The organism is Kribbella italica (genome assembly GCF_014205135.1).
GTDB lineage: Bacteria > Actinomycetota > Actinomycetes > Propionibacteriales > Kribbellaceae > Kribbella > Kribbella italica.
In genome coordinates this window covers 4,718,319-4,733,268 of record NZ_JACHMY010000001.1, presented here as the reverse complement: position 1 = coordinate 4,733,268, position 14,950 = coordinate 4,718,319, and the positions used below count along the sequence as shown (strand labels likewise).

Here is a 14,950-nt window from a genome sequence, read left to right as displayed (position 1 = left end):
CCGAAAGGCCAGTCGGGAATAGGCCGGGCGGGTTCAGGCTTGAAGACGAGGAAGCTTGATTGAGGGCTCAACTACTAAGGACGGTATCTGATGGAAGCGGTCGTGTTCGAGGAGTTCGGTGGTCCCGAGGTGCTGCGCAGCCGCGAGATCGACGCGCCGCACGCCGGGCCGGGGCAGGTCCGGATCAAGGTCCTGGCGGCCGGGGTGAACCCGATGGACTCCAAGGTCCGGCGCGGGTGGTTCGAGGCGATGATGCCGACCACGTTCCCGGCGGTTCCGGGCGCCGAGGTCGCGGGGGTCGTGGACGAGGCCGGCGAGGGTGCCGAGTTCGCCGTGGGCGACGAGGTGGCCGGGTGGGCGGCGACGGGTGGGTACGCGCAGCACGCGCTGCTCGGGAACGCCGTACGGAAGCCGGCTGGGGTGTCGTTCGAGCAGGCGGTCGCCGTACCGGTTGCTGGTGAGACCGCGCAGCGGGTGCTCGACCTGCTGCAGGTGAAGGCGGGGGAGACGCTGCTGCTGCACGGTGCGGCCGGTGCCGTTGGAGCTGTCGCCGCGCAGTTGGCGGTTGCTGCTGGAGTGACGGTCGTCGGTACGGCGTCCGAGGCGAACCACGAGTACCTGCGGTCGCTGGGGGTGACGCCGGTTGTGTACGGCGACGGGCTGGTCGATCGGGTGCGTGCGGTGGCGCCGGTTGTCGACGCGGTGTTCGATGCCGCGGGGCAGGGTGGGTTGAAGGAGTCGATCGAGCTGCGCGGTGGGACCGACCGGATCGTGACGATCGCGGACATGGCTGCCGGGGAGCTCGGGGTTGAGGTGTCGTACGGCGGGGACGACCCGGCTGTTGCGCGGCGTGGGCTGAGCCAGCAGCTGCAGCTGGCTGCCGACGGTCAGCTGAAGGTGCGTATCGCCGGTACCTTCCCGCTCGCTGAGGCGGCCAAGGCGCAGGAGATCTCGGAGTCCGGGCACGCGAAGGGGAAGCTGGTACTTCTTCCGTAACACCTGGGCCGGGCGACTTTAACCAGTCGCCCGGCCCGTGGTGCGGTTCTACAGTCGGCGCATGACGCACATCCTCGCCGCGGTGGCTTGGCCCTATGCGAACGGGCCTCGGCACATCGGGCATGTATCCGGGTTCGGAGTTCCTGCGGACGTGTTCGGCCGGTACCAGCGGATGATGGGTCACGACGTGCTGATGGTGTCGGGGACCGACGAGCACGGGACGCCGATCCTCGTGCAGGCCGAGCGCGAAGGCGTCAGCCCGCGCGAGCTCGCCGACCGCTACAACCGGGTGATCGTCGAGGACCTGCAGGGCCTCGGCCTGTCGTACGACCTGTTCACCCGGACCACCACCCGCAACCACTACGCCGTCGCGCAGGAACTCTTCAGAACCGTTCACCGCAACGGATATCTGATCCCGCGGACGGCGATGGGCGCGATCTCGCCGTCCACCGGCCGCACGCTCCCGGACCGCTACATCGAGGGCACCTGCCCGATCTGCGGGTACGACGGCGCCCGCGGCGACCAGTGCGACAACTGTGGCAACCAGCTCGACGCGATCGAGCTCCGCAACCCGCACAGCCGGATCAACGGCGAGACCCCGAGGTTCGTCGAGACCGAGCACTTCTTCCTCGACCTGCCGGCGCTCGCCGACCAGCTCGGCTCCTGGCTGCAGACCCGGACCGAGTGGCGTCCGAACGTGCTCAAGTTCGCCACGAACCTGCTCGACGACGTCCGCCCGCGGGCGATGACGCGCGACATCGACTGGGGCATCCCGGTCCCGCTGCCCGGCTACGAGAGCAAGCGCCTCTACGTCTGGTTCGACGCGGTGATCGGCTACCTCTCGGCGAGTATCGAGTGGGCTCGTCGCTCCGGTGACGACGACGCGTGGCGTGCCTGGTGGTGCGACCCGGCCGCGCGCTCGTACTACTTCATGGGCAAGGACAACATCACCTTCCACGCCCAGATCTGGCCCGCCGAGCTGCTCGCGAACAACAGCACCCCAGGCCCGTACGGCGTACTGAACCTGCCGACCGAGGTGGTCAGCTCCGAGTTCCTCACCATGGAAGGCCGCAAGTTCTCCTCGTCCCGGTCGGTCGTGATCTACGTCCGCGACGTCCTCGAGCGGTACGGCGCCGACGCGCTGCGCTACTTCATCGCGGCGGCCGGCCCGGAGACCCAGGACACGGACTTCACCTGGGCGGAGTTCGTCCGCCGCAACAACGACGAGCTCGTCGGCACGTGGGGCAACCTGGTGAACCGGACCGCGTCGATGATCGCCAAGAACTTCGGCGCGATCCCGGCGGCCGGCGAGCTGACCACCGCAGACCACGACCTGCTCGCGCGCAGCCGAGCGGCGTACGGCGTGGTCGGCGAGCACCTGGATCACCAGCGGCTCCGGCAAGGCATCGGGGCAGCGATGCGCGTCGCCGCGGACGCGAACCAGTACCTGTCCCAGCAGGCGCCCTGGAAGGAATCCGACCCGGCCCGCAAGGGCACGATCCTGTACGTCGCCGCGCAGGTGGTCAGCGACACCAACCGGCTGCTGGCGCCGTTCCTGCCGCACGCGGCGCAGCAGGTGCACGAGACGCTCGGTGGGACCGGCGCGATCACCGACCGGCCGGAGATCCGCGAGGTCGCCGATCTGGACGGCGGACCGGCGTACCCGGTGATCATGGGCGACTACTCCGGTACGCCGTCGTGGGCGTCGCGGCCCGTCGTACCGGGGACGCCGGTGGCGGCGCCCCGGCCGGTGTTCGCGAAGCTGGCGCCGTCGGTGGTGGACGAGGAACTCGCCCGGCTGGCCTGACGCTTTTCTCCAAGACCCCTCGCGGGTACCGGCCTACCGTCGGGGCGAAAGGAGTTGAGGTCCTATGGCCGGATACGTGGCCACTGCGCGAGTCGAGATCGAGGCGTCGCCCGAGCGGGTCTGGGAGGTGCTGCTGGACCCGGTCGCGACCAAGGAGTTCATGTTCGGGGCCGACCTGGAGACCGACTGGAAGGTCGGCAGCCCGATCACCTGGAGCGGCGAGTACGAGGGCAAGGCGTACCAGGACAAGGGCGAGGTGCTGGAGGTCGAGCCGGGCCGGCTGCTGAAGGTGACGCACTACAGCCCGCTCGGCGGGCAGCCGGACGTGCCGGAGAACTACCACACACTCACGTACGAGCTGAGCGGCGACAGCCCGACGTCGTTGTCGCTGAGCCAGGACAACAACGCGTCCGAGGAGGAGGCCGAGCACGCGCGCGGGATGTGGGAGATGCTCGTCCAGGGCGTGAAGAAGGTTGCCGAGTCAGGCTGAGGAACGCTGTGGCAGGGCCCGTCCCGGAGGTTCGTTAAGCTGCGACGACTTGTTGTCCGGTGGGAGTAGCAGAAACCTCTGATGCCCGTGCGTGTGCTCCGGCCCGCTCTGTGGATCGCCCTGCCTGTGGTGACGGTCCTGACGATGGCGGGGGTCGGAGACCCGGTCACGGAGACCATCAGGTACCTCATCACCTGGCTGCTGACGGTCCTGGTGCCCGGCGTACTGATCTGGCGGGTGCTGGCCGGCGGGCGGTCGGTGCCGCAGGACCTCGGGTTCGGCGCCGTGATCGGCATCTGCTGGCAGCTGCTCGTCTGGGCGACCTGTACGGGGCTGGGCGTGCCCAGTCTGCAGTGGGTCCTGGCGCTCGGGTTCTACGCCGTGTTCTTCGCCGTACCTGCGCTCCGGCGGCGGGTGACGTGGCAGCCGGGGCCGGGGTGGTGGCAGCCGGCGATGGCGGTGCTGTTGCTGCTGGCGGTAGTGCGGACTGTGGTCGGCCTGCTCCGGGCCTGGCCGTTGCCGCCGATCGCGTTCGACCGGCACCAGGACTTCTGGTACCAGCTCGGTCTGATCCAGATGCTCAAGCACGACATCACTCCGCCCGACCCGTCGGTGCTGGGCGAGCCGCTGATCTACCACTGGTTCGCCAACGCCTCCATGGCAGGCCAGTCGGTGATGGCGAACGTCGAGCCGTCCCACATCCTCATGCACCAGTGGCAGATCACCTTCGTGATCAGCCTGGTCCTCGCCGGCTGGGCCGCGGGGGAGGCGCTCACCGGCAAGACCTGGGTCGGAGCTGTGGCCGGCCTGCTGACCGGTGTGTTCCCGGCGACACTTCAACTCGCCACCACGCCGGTCGTCGAGGCTTCGCCCGCACAGGGGGTCCAAGGGCCGACCGGTGCGCTCGCTGCTTTGGTGATGCTCGGCCTGGTCGGCCCGGTGGTACAGATCCTGCGCAAGCAGACCACACGCGGTACCTGGCCGGCGATGATCCTGATGACAGCCCTGGCGACCGGTACCAAGCCGACCGTGTTGCCGATCTTCCTGGCCGGCGCGGTAGTGGTTGGCGTGTACAGCTGGGTCAGGGAGCGTAGGCCGCCCTGGCGGATCGTCGTACTCGGTCTGCTGGCTGCTGGGTTCTTCCTGGCCGCCACGTCCAGCCTGGTCGGCAGCACCGGTGGCAGCCGGATCCAGTTCCTCGCAGCGCTCCGGGCCCAGCCCTTCTACGCCTCGGTCTCCGGTGACCGCTCCTTCCCGGCCACCGGCGGCTGGGTGCTCCCGACGCTCGCAACTGGCGAGCCACGGCTCCTCCTCTTCGTCGGAACCCTCCTGGTCTACTACCTGCTCATCAACTCGGCTCGCCTGCTCGCACTACTCGGTACGACGACCAGTCGGGCTCGTGGCGACCCGGCGTACTGGTGGCTGGCGGGCTGTGTCGCGGCGGGGACCTGCATCACCCTGGTGTTCTCACACACGGGCTACTCGGAGTACCACTTCGTCCGGACCGTCACCGGTCTCGGTGTGGTCGGCGCGGTCGCTGTGGCGTCCACTCTGGTCGACGAGACGACCCGCTGGCGCCCTGTGCTCGTCGCTGGGCTCGCGGGCATCCTGACAGCACTGCTGATCCGCCTGCTGTGGTTCCCCGGACCGGACGGGCCGCCGACAGTCGGCCGGGTGATCGTCGCCCTGGTCGTGCCGTTCCAGGTGCTCGCCGTGGTCGGCCTGGTCGTGGTCTTCCTGACCAGACGGCGCTCCCGGTCCCTGGTCTTCCTGCAGGTGATCGTCCTGGTCGTCGCTGCCGGTCTGCCCAACCAGGTTGCGGTGTTCTCCAGCAACCTTTACCACTCGGCCTCCGACCGCCTGGTCGTTGGCAACCGGAACGACCGGGTCTACCTGACCGAGAACGAGCAGCAGGCGATGATCTGGCTCGGGGAGAACGCGCGGCCGGGTGATGTGGCCGTCAGCAACGTCTTCTGCATGCCGCCGCGCTTCTACACCTACTGCAAGGCCGACGCGTTCTGGACCTCCGGCCTGAGCGGTGTCCAGCAGTACCTCGGCGCCTGGGCGTACGCCCCGAAGAACCTCGAGGCGACGCAGAACAAGACCAGCTTCCTGACCCAGCCGTCGCCGTGGCCCGACCGCCTCCAGGAGAGCCTGGACGCCGTACGCCGTCCGACGCCGGCCCTGCTGACCAAGCTGCGCCAGGAGAACGGCGTCGACTGGCTCATCGCCGACCTCCGCGCCGGCCCGGTCTCACCGGCCCTCGACCGCTTGGCCGCGCCGGTCTACTCGAACCCGGACGTGCGGATCTACCGCCTGCGGTAAGTAAGTACGCTGGGCCGCATGTCTGACGGTGTGGAGGTCGAGCGGCCGACCAGGGAGCGTGCGGCGATCGGGGAGGACGGGCGATCGCGGGACCGGAGCCGGCCGGCGTTGCCCGACCAGTTGCCGATGGCTGTGGTGGACGCGCACTGCCATCTGGACATCGCCGACGGCGAGGACGGGAACTGGCTCGGTGCGGCCGAGGCGATCAAGCTGGCCGCGTCCGTCGGCGTGACGCGGATCGTCCAGGTGGGCTGCGATCTGCCGGGGGCCTTGTGGGCGGTCGAGGCCGCGGAGAAGCACCCGAACCTCATCGCCGGCGTTGCGCTGCACCCGAACGAAGCGCCGAAGCTCAAGCAGGCCGGGGAGTTGGACAGCGCGCTGGTGGAGATCGAGCGGCTGGCGTCGAGCTCGGCCAAGGTCCGCGTGATCGGCGAGACCGGGCTCGACTACTTCCGGACCGGCGAGGACGGGCGCGCCGCGCAGCACGAGTCGTTCGCGGCGCACATCGAGCTGGCCAAGCGGCTCGACAAGACGCTGATGATCCACGACCGGGACGCGCACGACGACATCCTCGCGATCCTCGACAGGGAAGGCGTTCCGGACCGGCTGGTGATGCACTGCTTCTCCGGCGACACCGAGTTCGCGCGCAAGTGTGTCGAGCGGGGCGCGTTCCTGAGCTTCGCCGGGGTGGTGACGTTCAAGAACGCGCAGTCGCTGCGGGACGCGCTCGCGGTCACGCCGCTGGACCGGGTGCTGGTCGAGACCGACGCGCCGTACCTGACGCCCTCGCCGCACCGGGGTCAGCCGAACGCGTCGTACCTGATCCCGCACACCGTGCGGAAGATGGCCGGCGTACTGAACATCTCGGTGGCCGAGCTGTGCGGCGCGCTGACCGACAACGCCTTCCGCGCGTTCGGCGGCCGCTGGTAGTGGAGTTCTCCGAGGTCGTCCGGCGGCGCCGGATGGTGCGCGACTACGACCCGTCGCGCCCGGTCCCGGCCGGCATCCGGGAGAGGATCCTGGCGAACGGGCTGCGCGGCCCGTCGGCCGGGTTCAGTCAGGGGTGGGAGTTCCTGGTGCTGGAAGGCGCCGATCGGGACCGGTACTGGGCGATCACGGCCGCCGATGTCGACGAGAAGTATGTGCGATGGGTCACAGGACTGCGGCGCGCGCCGCTGCTGGTCCTGGCCTTCGCGGACAAGGCCGCGTACCTCGACCGGTACGCCGAGGCCGACAAGGGACGGACCGATCGCGACGAGTCGCGCTGGGCGGCGCCGTACTGGTTCGTGGACACCGGGATGGCGTCGTTGCTGATGCTGCAGACGGTGGTCGACGAGGGGCTGGGAGCGTGCTTTTTCGGCGTACCGAGCGCTCTGCTGCCGGCGGTGAAGGCCGAGTTCGGCGTACCGGAGGAGCTGGAGTTCGTCGGGGTGCTCTCGATCGGCTACCCGGCGCCCGACCGGAGGTCGCCGTCGCTGCGCCGAGGGCGCCGGAGTACGGGCGAAGTGGTGCACCGCGGCCAGTGGGGCCGACACGCCGGGTAGTCGGCCCGTTACACCATTTTCGGCACGCCGGGGGAGAGGATTGGCGCTCTCGGGACTTCTTCGTTACTGTCTCGTGATGTTGGCCGGGATCGGGGAAGGTTCCGGACAGCACGCCCCTCGGCGGAGACCCAGCTCTCCGGGCCCACAAGGCCCGGCGTTCACGGTGTCCGCCAGTGCTGTCGGACCCCGTGCCCGGGTAGCCCTACCTGGGAGCATGAGTGCGTAAGTCCATCATTGCGGTCGTCGGTGCGACGGCTGCGATCGCCGTCGTGGGCGGCAGCGTGGCCTATGCGAGCAAGAGCAAGACGGTGAGTCTGTCGATCGACGGCCAGGTCCAGAAGGTGCACACCTTCGGATCGACCGTGGCCGACGCCCTGAAGGCCAAGGACATCCAGGTCGGAGACCGCGACCTGGTCGCGCCGGCGCTGGACGCCAAGCTGCAGGACGGTCAGGAGATCGCGGTGCAGTACGGCCGCCAGCTGACGGTCAACCAAGACGGCACCAAGAAGAACTTCTGGACCACGGCCGACAGCGTGAACGAGGCGCTGACCGACCTGGGACTGCGCTACGACGGCGCGTTCCTGTCCACCAGCCGCAGCGCCCCGATCGGGCGCGAAGGGCTGGCGCTGGAGGTCCGGACCCCCAAGACCGTGCAGTTCGTCCGGCAGGGCAAGGTCGTCCAGGTCAAGTCGATGGCGATGACCGTCGGCGAGGCGCTGACCGGGGCGAAGGTCGGGTACGACAAGGACGACCGGATCACCCCGGCGGTCGCGACGGCGCTGAAGCCGGGCGTCAACCGGATCACCGTGGTCAAGGTCGACGTCAAGAAGGTCAGCAAGACCGAGGCGATCGCCTTCACCAAGAAGGAGACCAAGTCGGCCGAGCTGACCGAGGGCGAGAAGAAGACGACCAAGCCCGGCAAGGCCGGCAGCAAGACGGTCGACTACCTGCTCACCTTCGTCGACGGCAAGCTGGTCACCACCAAGACGCTGACCACCAAGACCGTCTCCGAGCCGGTCGAGGAGCTCGTCACGATCGGGACGAAGCCGAAGGCCGACGAGGAGACCTCCGAGGACGAGCCGGCCACCGGGAACACCGGTGCCTGGGACCGGATCGCCGAGTGCGAGTCCGGCGGCAACTGGAAGACCAACACCGGGAACGGGTACTCCGGCGGCCTCCAGTTCAGCCGGCAGACCTGGGTCGCGTACGGCGGCGACAAGTACGCCCCCGAGGCGTACCAGGCGAGCAAGGCGCAGCAGATCGCGATCGCGGAGAAGGTCCGCGCGGCGCGCGGCGGCTACGGCGACTGGCCGGTCTGCGGCAAGCGCGCGTGATGCAGCCGAGCAAGGGCCTGACACACTGACCGGTGTGACCAGCGCTGATTCGTCCACGTCCGCCGGACCGAGGCTTCTCGGTCCGGCGGACGTGCGTTCGCTGGCCGCGTCGCTCGGCATCCGCCCGACCAAGCAGCGCGGCCAGAACTTCGTCATCGACCCGAACACCGTGCGCCGGATCGTGCGCGCCGCCGACCTGGACGAGGCCGGCGAGACCGTGCTCGAGGTCGGGCCGGGCCTGGGATCGCTGACGCTGGCGCTGCTGGCCGCCGGGCACGGGGTGGTCGCGGTCGAGATCGACCCGGTGCTCGCCGGCGCCCTGCCGGCGACGATCGCGACGTACGCGCCGGGGCAGGCCTCGCGGTTCTCGGTCGTCGAGGCCGATGCGATGCAGGTTGCCGCGGACGACCTCGGTACGCCGTCGGCCTGTGTGGCGAACCTGCCGTACAACGTCGCCGTACCGGTCCTGCTGCACCTGCTCGCGATCGCGCCGTCGCTGCGGCACGGGCTGGTGATGGTCCAGTCCGAGGTCGCCGACCGCCTGGCCGCGCCTCCTGGGTCCCGCACGTACGGCGTACCGTCCGCCAAGGCTGCTTGGTACGCCGACGTACGCCGGGCCGGTCCGATCGGGCGGAACGTCTTCTGGCCGGCCCCGAACGTCGACTCCGGACTGGTTGCCTTCACCAGACGGGAGCCCCCGGCAACTAGTGCCTCGCGCGAGCAGGTCTTCGCGGTGATCGAGGCGGCGTTCTCGCAACGCCGGAAGACGATCCGTTCGGCGCTGGCGCGCTGGACCCCGGAGCGCGAGCTGCTGGACGAGGTGTTCGCCGCGGCAGACGTCGACTCGGGGCTGCGCGGGGAGATGCTGGGGATCGGCGAGTTCGCTGCCTTGGCCGACGCGAAGGCGCGCCTCACCACCTGACGCCCGCCGGGCGGCGTTGTGCGCCCCGCGCTGCAGGGCGAGCACCAGGCCGCCGCCGGCGCCGACGATTGCCCTCCCGCAGTGCGGCGGCCCGCCCAACTGGCGCCCAGCGCCAGAACGGACGTCGGCACGGGCGCAGCCCGTAGCCGCCGGGGGTGGCCAGGCTCCCGCTCCCCACGTTCGGTTGGCGTCGGCGCCTGAGGCTCCGGGGACGGTGGCGTGGCGACGTGTTGTTTGCGACTGCGGAGGAGCAGCACATGTCCTAGGGTGTGGCCGTGCCACCATCAGCCCAGGTCACGGTGCGGTCGCCGGCGAAGATCAACCTCGGTCTCTCCGTCGGTCCGCCGCGCCCCGACGGGTTCCACCCGCTGGCGACGGTCTACCAGGCCGTCGCGCTGTACGACGACGTGACCGCGACCCTGCGCGACGACGCCGAGATCACCGTCGAGGTGGTCGGCGACTTCGCCGTCGACGTACCGACCGACGACTCGAACCTCGCCGTGCGTGCCGCGCGCCTGCTGCAGGCCGAGTACGACGTCGAGGACGGCGTCGACCTGAGCATCCGCAAGACGATCCCGGTCGCGGGCGGGATGGCCGGCGGATCCACGGACGCCGCCGCGACCCTCGTCGCCTGCAACCGCTTGTGGGGCCTCCAGCTCGCCCAGTCGGAGCTGCAGCACCTCGCCGCAGACCTCGGCAGCGACGTCCCCTTCTGCCTGGTCGGCCACACCGCCCTCGGCCAAGGCCGCGGCGAACAGGTCACCGAGGTGATGTCCCGCGGCACCTTCCACTGGGTCTTCGCCATCGCCGACGGCGGCCTGTCCACCCCCGAGGTGTACGCCGAACTCGACCGCCTCCGCCCCCTCCGCCGCGTCGAGCCCCCCGAGGTCCGCCCCGAACTCCTCTCCGCCCTCCTCTCCGGCCGCCCCGCCGCCCTGGCAGTTGCCGTAAGCAATGATCTCCAAGCGGCCGCCCTGTCGCTCCGCCCAGAGCTCGCCGCCACCCTCCAATTCGGCCTCGACCAGGGCGCCCTCGCCGCCATGATCTCCGGCTCCGGCCCGACGTGCCTCTTCCTCGCCGCCGACAGCCGCCGAGCCGTAGACCTCGCCGTAGAACTAGCCGAATCCGGCCTCTGCCGCATGGTCCGCCAAGCCGAAGGCCCAGTCCCCGGCGCCCGAATCCTCCCGGCCCCGGTCAACAGGTAGAGAGAAGAACAGAGAACTAGCTGAGGTAGCGGTATGGAGTTTCGGGCTGTTCGGGAGGTGCGGGTGATGCTGCCTTCGGCTGTGGAATCACTGCGCGGCGTGACGATCGCCGGCGAGCAGGTCGATCAACTGGCGGCGGCTCTCGTCGCAGACCTCGGGATCACGGTCGACGGCCGCTACTGATCGTTTGTCGGTGGTCGCGGCTAACGTCGGCGGGCATGAGGCCTCCGTGGATTGCCGCCTTGGGGTTCGTTGCTGAGCGGCTGAACGGCCATCGGATCGAGTGGATGCTGGTCGGCAGCGCGGCGACGGCGCTTCGTGGGGTGGGGATCGTGCCGGGGGACATCGACATCGCTGTTCGTGAGGCTGTCGACGTGGAGGGGGCCGCGGCGGTTTTGCCGATGCCGGACGGGCCGCTGGGCGAGGGTGGCGACCCAGCAGATTGGGTCAGTACGGCGCCTGAGCCGGTGCTTCGGTTCGGGCATGCGATGGAGCGGTGGACTTTCGGCAAGTGGATGGTCGGCGGAGTCAAGGTCGAGCTGGCCCATATCGACGCGCCCGAGGTTGCGGGCCTGATGATGGAGACTCGCGCGCCGCTGGTGTGGCTCGAGCGGGAGACTGTGGACTGCCTCGGACGGGCCGTCCCGACGGTGCCGATCGAGGTGCAGCTCGCGACGATGGTCGCGCGGCGGCAGGACGCGCGCCTTCGGGCGACCATCGCCGCGCTCGATCCCGCGGCGGTCAACGTGACGCTGCTGCGGCGCGCGATGTCGGACCGGCGGGTGGAAGCGCCTGATCTGGTGGTTCCTGAGTCGGTACGGCGGCTTCTCGACGGCGGCGTCGCCGGGACCGGCTGACGCCGCGACAACGGGTTCCGGAGTGGGAGTGGTCACGGGGCGTGAATCGCATCATCGCTCCGCCGGCGGGCCAGTTGTTCAGGTGGTGTTTGCCTGGTGGCTGATCTGCCTCGTAAAGATCAGGCGTTCAGGCGTTTGGGGGCGCCGTCATGCGCTAGGGAGGGTCGCCATGTCTCTTGATCGTCGGGCTGTACTGCGTGGGGCTGCTGTGGGTGGGGTCGGGTTTGCGGCGGTGGGGGCTGTGCCTTCGCTGGCCGAGGCTTCGCCGGGGGAGCGGCGTGGGGGATTTCCTCAGCACAAGCCGTTTCCGCCGTTGATGGACGACCCGAAGGGTGTCCTGGCGTTGCCGCCGGGGTTCAGGTACACGGTGGTGACGCGGGCCGGGGAGACCAGGCTCAAGAGCGGCCAGCCGACGCCGGGGCTGCACGACGGGACCGCGGCGTTCGACGACGGGCGCGACTACCTGCTGATCCAGAACCACGAGATCGGCGGGAACGACCCGCTCGGCGTACCGCCGGTGAAGGGCACCGTGTACGACGCGGGCGTCGGCTCGGCCGGCGGCTGCACGGTGATCTCGGTCGACCGCAACGGCAAGAACCGTGGTGAGTGGGTCGGCATCTCCGGCACGCTGACGAACTGCGCGGGCGGTCCGACGCCGTGGGGCACCTGGATGACGTGCGAGGAGACCGAGAGCAAGGCCAACGGGACGACCCGCCTGAAGGACCACGGGTACGTGTTCGAGGTCTGGGGCGACGGCGAGACCGCGCACCCGGTTCCGCTCAAGGCGCTCGGCCGGTACGCGCACGAGGCGCTCGCGATCGACGAGGACCGGCAGCACATCTACCTGTCCGAGGACGCGTCCGGCCCGAACGGGCTGTTCTACCGGTGGAGCGCCCCGCGCGGCTACCGGCTCAGCTCCAGGAGCTGGAAGGACCTGGCCGACGTCAACTTCGGCACACTCGAGGCGATGGCGATCCTCGGGGACGACGGCAAGCCGATCCCGGACGTCGCGTACCTGACCTCGGCGCAGTTGCTGCGCCCGTTCCGGGTCGCCTGGGTGAAGGTGCCCGACCGGGACGCCGTCTCGGTGTCGGTCCGCAAGCAGTTGACCGACGCGCAGGTCACCCGCGGCAAGAAGTTCGAGGGCGTCTGGGGCACCCACGACGGCGTGTACGTCGTGAACTCCTACGCCGCGGCCGGTACGACGGACCTGCCGACCGACGCCGTCCCGCACGACGGGATGATCTGGTTCTACAACTACCGGGCCATGACGATCCAGCTCGTCACGTACTTCCCGAGCAACGACGCCGCCGACCTCGGCCCGGAAGCCCGCTACGTCGACTACAACTTCGACAGCCCGGACAACGTGACCGTCACCCCGTGGGGTTCGCTGGTGCTCGCCGAGGACGGCAACGCCAGCAGCCACGTGCTGAGCTCGACACCCGGCGGTCCGACGTACGCGATCGCCCGCAACATGCTGAACGACTCCGAGTTCACCGGCCCGACGTTCTCCGACGACGGCAAGGTGCTCTTCGTCAACATCCAGACGCCGGGCCTCACGCTCGCGATCACCGGCCCCTGGCGCGACTACCTCGGCTGAGGCTGAGCAAGCTCGATGGTGAGAGGGGAGGCCGGCGCCAGTGAGGCGTCGACCTCCTCGATCACCGAGATCCCGGTCGATCCGTCGAGCCGGTGCCAGTGCTCGGTGAGAGTGAGCACGCCTTCAGGAGTCCGGCCGGGCACGCTCGTCAGGCTGCCCGCGGTCACCGAGCCGTCGGTGGCCAGCTGGCAGTACGTCGCGGTGATGGTCCCCGTCTCGTCGCACGTCCCGACCAGCCGGCCGAAGTGCAACCGCCCGCCACCGAACTCGGCCCAGATCAGGTTCCCGCGCTGCCGGTAGAGCCCGGTCGGCGATCCCGGCGGGTTGTTCAGCGGGCGGAACACGCGCCCGTCGTAGCCGACGTTCATCGGCCGGTCAGGATCGAGAGCAGCGCCTCGACGCCCGGCGCGCTCGCGGCCATGCCGGTCAGCACAGACCGTACGGCGAGCGCCGGGTCGAACCGCCGCGGCCCCAGCGCCGCCATCCCTCGCGTGACGTCCGCGGCCGCCAAGGACGCCGGCAGCGTCGCGTCGGAAGCATCCGGTCCGGCGCCACGCGCCTTGTCCAGCAGCGGCCGCACGTACGCCTCGAACTCCCGGTACGCCGACAGCGTGAAGTCGCTCGCGAACCGGTCCGGCCGGTCCCACGCCAGGTAGAGCCGGACGATGTCCACGTCCTCGTCGGTGAGGAAGTCGTTCGCCCAGATCGCGTGGTTGCGGCTGGTCGAGAACTTCTCCCCGTCGAGGGTGTAGAACTCGTTGACCTGCGCCCCGCCGATCGCGTCCGCGGGCACTCCGGCCGCCAGGTACACGGCCGGCCAGAACAGCGCGAAGTAGAACCCGTTGTCGATCCCGTTGAAGTGCCACAGCGACGCGACCTCGGACCAGGCCTCGGCTGTCGCCTCCAGCCCGAGCGCGCCCGGCCGCAGCGACTGCGCGACGCCGTACACGGTGCTGAGCCCGACCTCGGCGTACACCTCGAGCCGTAGGCCCTCGTGCGGCCCGGTGCCGCGCAGACCCCAGTTCGTCGGGTAAGCGATCGGTACGTCGGGCAGCGGGGTCTCCAGGTAGTGCGAGACGATCTGACGCGCGCGGTCGGGCAGTTCGGCGCGCAGCCAGATCTCGACCAGCTCGTCGCGGTAGTCCTCCATCGGGAGCACCGGCACGGTGGCGAGGAACGGGCGGGGCTCACCACCGCACCGGTTGCACTTGGGGTCGACCAGGTTCTCGGCCGACGTGTAGCCGCCGCAGCCCTCGCACCCACCGCCGGCGGCATCGGCTCCGCACCACGCACACTCGCCGACGACGTACGACTGGTGCAGCGTGCGGTCGCAGTCCGCGCAGGCCAGCAGCGTCAACTCCCGCAGGGGAAACCGCCCGGCCTCGGTCAGGTCGGCGGCGAGCGTGGTGACACCGTGCTGGTACGACGAACTCTGCGGGTTCAGGAACACGTCGTACTGGATCCGGGCCGCGTCCAGCGCGGCCACGATCTCGTTGCGGTACGACGCCGCGAGCTTCTCGACGTCGACGCCCTCGTTCTCGGCGCGGGTCAGCACCCAGTTCTGGTGCACGTCGAAGCCGGCGGTCGTGACGACGCGTTCGCCACGGGCGCGGGCGGCGCGGGCGGCGATGTCGGCGGCCAGGTACGGACCGGACAGGTGCCCGACGTGCAGCGGGCCGTTCGCGGTCGCGGGCGGGACGATGACAACGGTGGCGCCGGTTCTCGTCGAGGTGCTCATACGACTCCTCCAGGGAAGGCCGATGGACCGGATCGGCCCGGTGACTGTTGCCACCGGGCCGGTCGCAGTCCGCGACGTTACTCCCGTGCTCGCGCCCACGGCGAGACGGAAAACCCTTGAGAACAAGGGTTT

The 14,950-nt window shown here is 69.9% G+C and carries 14 protein-coding genes; 12 read left to right on the top strand and 2 right to left on the bottom strand.

Annotated features, from left to right (window positions below; translation table 11 throughout):
- Positions 1 to 90 precede the first annotated feature (90 nt).
- From HDA39_RS21930 to HDA39_RS21875, 12 genes are all read left to right on the top strand, one after another.
- The gene (locus HDA39_RS21930; RefSeq protein WP_184797884.1) at positions 91 to 996 is read left to right on the top strand and encodes an NADP-dependent oxidoreductase; all 906 of its coding nucleotides are present in this window, start codon (positions 91 to 93) and stop codon (positions 994 to 996) included.
- A 61-nt stretch (positions 997 to 1,057) separates the two neighbouring features.
- Positions 1,058 to 2,803, top strand: coding sequence for a methionine--tRNA ligase (metG, locus tag HDA39_RS21925; RefSeq protein WP_184797882.1), 1,746 nt, complete (start codon positions 1,058 to 1,060; stop codon positions 2,801 to 2,803).
- Positions 2,804 to 2,867: 64 nt separating this feature from the next.
- Positions 2,868 to 3,293, top strand: a complete 426-nt coding sequence (locus HDA39_RS21920; RefSeq protein WP_184797880.1) for an SRPBCC domain-containing protein — start codon at positions 2,868 to 2,870, stop codon at positions 3,291 to 3,293.
- Positions 3,294 to 3,374: 81 nt separating this feature from the next.
- Positions 3,375 to 5,618, top strand: a complete 2,244-nt coding sequence (locus HDA39_RS21915) for a hypothetical protein (protein WP_184797878.1) — start codon at positions 3,375 to 3,377, stop codon at positions 5,616 to 5,618.
- An 18-nt stretch (positions 5,619 to 5,636) separates the two neighbouring features.
- Positions 5,637 to 6,548 (top strand): TatD family hydrolase, encoded by a 912-nt coding sequence (locus HDA39_RS21910; protein ID WP_184797876.1) that lies wholly within the window; start codon positions 5,637 to 5,639, stop codon positions 6,546 to 6,548.
- Positions 6,548 to 7,162, top strand: coding sequence for a nitroreductase family protein (locus HDA39_RS21905; protein ID WP_184797874.1), 615 nt, complete (start codon positions 6,548 to 6,550; stop codon positions 7,160 to 7,162). Before HDA39_RS21910 ends, HDA39_RS21905 begins: the two co-directional genes overlap by 1 nt.
- A gap of 218 nt (positions 7,163 to 7,380) precedes the next feature.
- Positions 7,381 to 8,496, top strand: coding sequence for a transglycosylase family protein (locus tag HDA39_RS43340; protein ID WP_184797872.1), 1,116 nt, complete (start codon positions 7,381 to 7,383; stop codon positions 8,494 to 8,496).
- A gap of 34 nt (positions 8,497 to 8,530) precedes the next feature.
- Complete coding sequence (gene rsmA, locus HDA39_RS21895) at positions 8,531 to 9,418, top strand: 16S rRNA (adenine(1518)-N(6)/adenine(1519)-N(6))-dimethyltransferase RsmA (protein WP_184797870.1); 888 nt, start codon at positions 8,531 to 8,533, stop codon at positions 9,416 to 9,418.
- Between the two features lie 269 nt (positions 9,419 to 9,687).
- The gene (locus tag HDA39_RS21890) at positions 9,688 to 10,623 is read left to right on the top strand and encodes a 4-(cytidine 5'-diphospho)-2-C-methyl-D-erythritol kinase (RefSeq protein WP_184797868.1); all 936 of its coding nucleotides are present in this window, start codon (positions 9,688 to 9,690) and stop codon (positions 10,621 to 10,623) included.
- A 33-nt stretch (positions 10,624 to 10,656) separates the two neighbouring features.
- Positions 10,657 to 10,806 (top strand): hypothetical protein, encoded by a 150-nt coding sequence (locus HDA39_RS21885; protein ID WP_184797866.1) that lies wholly within the window; start codon positions 10,657 to 10,659, stop codon positions 10,804 to 10,806.
- Positions 10,807 to 10,841: 35 nt separating this feature from the next.
- Positions 10,842 to 11,480, top strand: coding sequence for a nucleotidyltransferase family protein (locus tag HDA39_RS21880; RefSeq protein WP_184797864.1), 639 nt, complete (start codon positions 10,842 to 10,844; stop codon positions 11,478 to 11,480).
- A 169-nt stretch (positions 11,481 to 11,649) separates the two neighbouring features.
- A complete protein-coding gene (locus tag HDA39_RS21875) occupies positions 11,650 to 13,080 on the top strand; it encodes an alkaline phosphatase PhoX (RefSeq protein WP_184797862.1) in 1,431 nt (476 codons plus the stop codon).
- Here HDA39_RS21875 and HDA39_RS21870 read toward each other — a convergent pair.
- Together HDA39_RS21870 and HDA39_RS21865 are read right to left on the bottom strand one after the other, a co-directional pair.
- Positions 13,068 to 13,448, bottom strand: a complete 381-nt coding sequence (locus HDA39_RS21870; protein WP_184797860.1) for an avidin-fold protein — start codon at positions 13,446 to 13,448, stop codon at positions 13,068 to 13,070. The two genes, HDA39_RS21875 and HDA39_RS21870, sit on opposite strands and share 13 nt — an antisense overlap.
- On the bottom strand, positions 13,445 to 14,818 hold the full coding sequence (locus HDA39_RS21865; RefSeq protein ID WP_184797858.1) for a class I tRNA ligase family protein: 1,374 nt from the start codon (positions 14,816 to 14,818) through the stop codon (positions 13,445 to 13,447). Before HDA39_RS21865 ends, HDA39_RS21870 begins: the two co-directional genes overlap by 4 nt.
- Positions 14,819 to 14,950: the final 132 nt, after the last annotated feature.

Bases quoted from the DNA above. Each gene is read 5' to 3' on its own strand.
- HDA39_RS21930 (WP_184797884.1), top strand. From the start codon at position 91: ATGGAAGCGGTCGTGTTCGAGGAGTTCGGTGGTCCCGAGGTGCTGCGC.
- metG (WP_184797882.1), top strand. From the start codon at position 1,058: ATGACGCACATCCTCGCCGCGGTGGCTTGGCCCTATGCGAACGGGCCT.
- HDA39_RS21920 (WP_184797880.1), top strand. From the start codon at position 2,868: ATGGCCGGATACGTGGCCACTGCGCGAGTCGAGATCGAGGCGTCGCCC.
- HDA39_RS21915 (WP_184797878.1), top strand. From the start codon at position 3,375: ATGCCCGTGCGTGTGCTCCGGCCCGCTCTGTGGATCGCCCTGCCTGTG.
- HDA39_RS21910 (WP_184797876.1), top strand. From the start codon at position 5,637: ATGTCTGACGGTGTGGAGGTCGAGCGGCCGACCAGGGAGCGTGCGGCG.
- HDA39_RS21885 (WP_184797866.1), top strand. From the start codon at position 10,657: ATGGAGTTTCGGGCTGTTCGGGAGGTGCGGGTGATGCTGCCTTCGGCT.
- HDA39_RS21880 (WP_184797864.1), top strand. From the start codon at position 10,842: ATGAGGCCTCCGTGGATTGCCGCCTTGGGGTTCGTTGCTGAGCGGCTG.
- HDA39_RS21875 (WP_184797862.1), top strand. From the start codon at position 11,650: ATGTCTCTTGATCGTCGGGCTGTACTGCGTGGGGCTGCTGTGGGTGGG.
- HDA39_RS21870 (WP_184797860.1), bottom strand. From the start codon at position 13,448: ATGAACGTCGGCTACGACGGGCGCGTGTTCCGCCCGCTGAACAACCCG.
- HDA39_RS21865 (WP_184797858.1), bottom strand. From the start codon at position 14,818: ATGAGCACCTCGACGAGAACCGGCGCCACCGTTGTCATCGTCCCGCCC.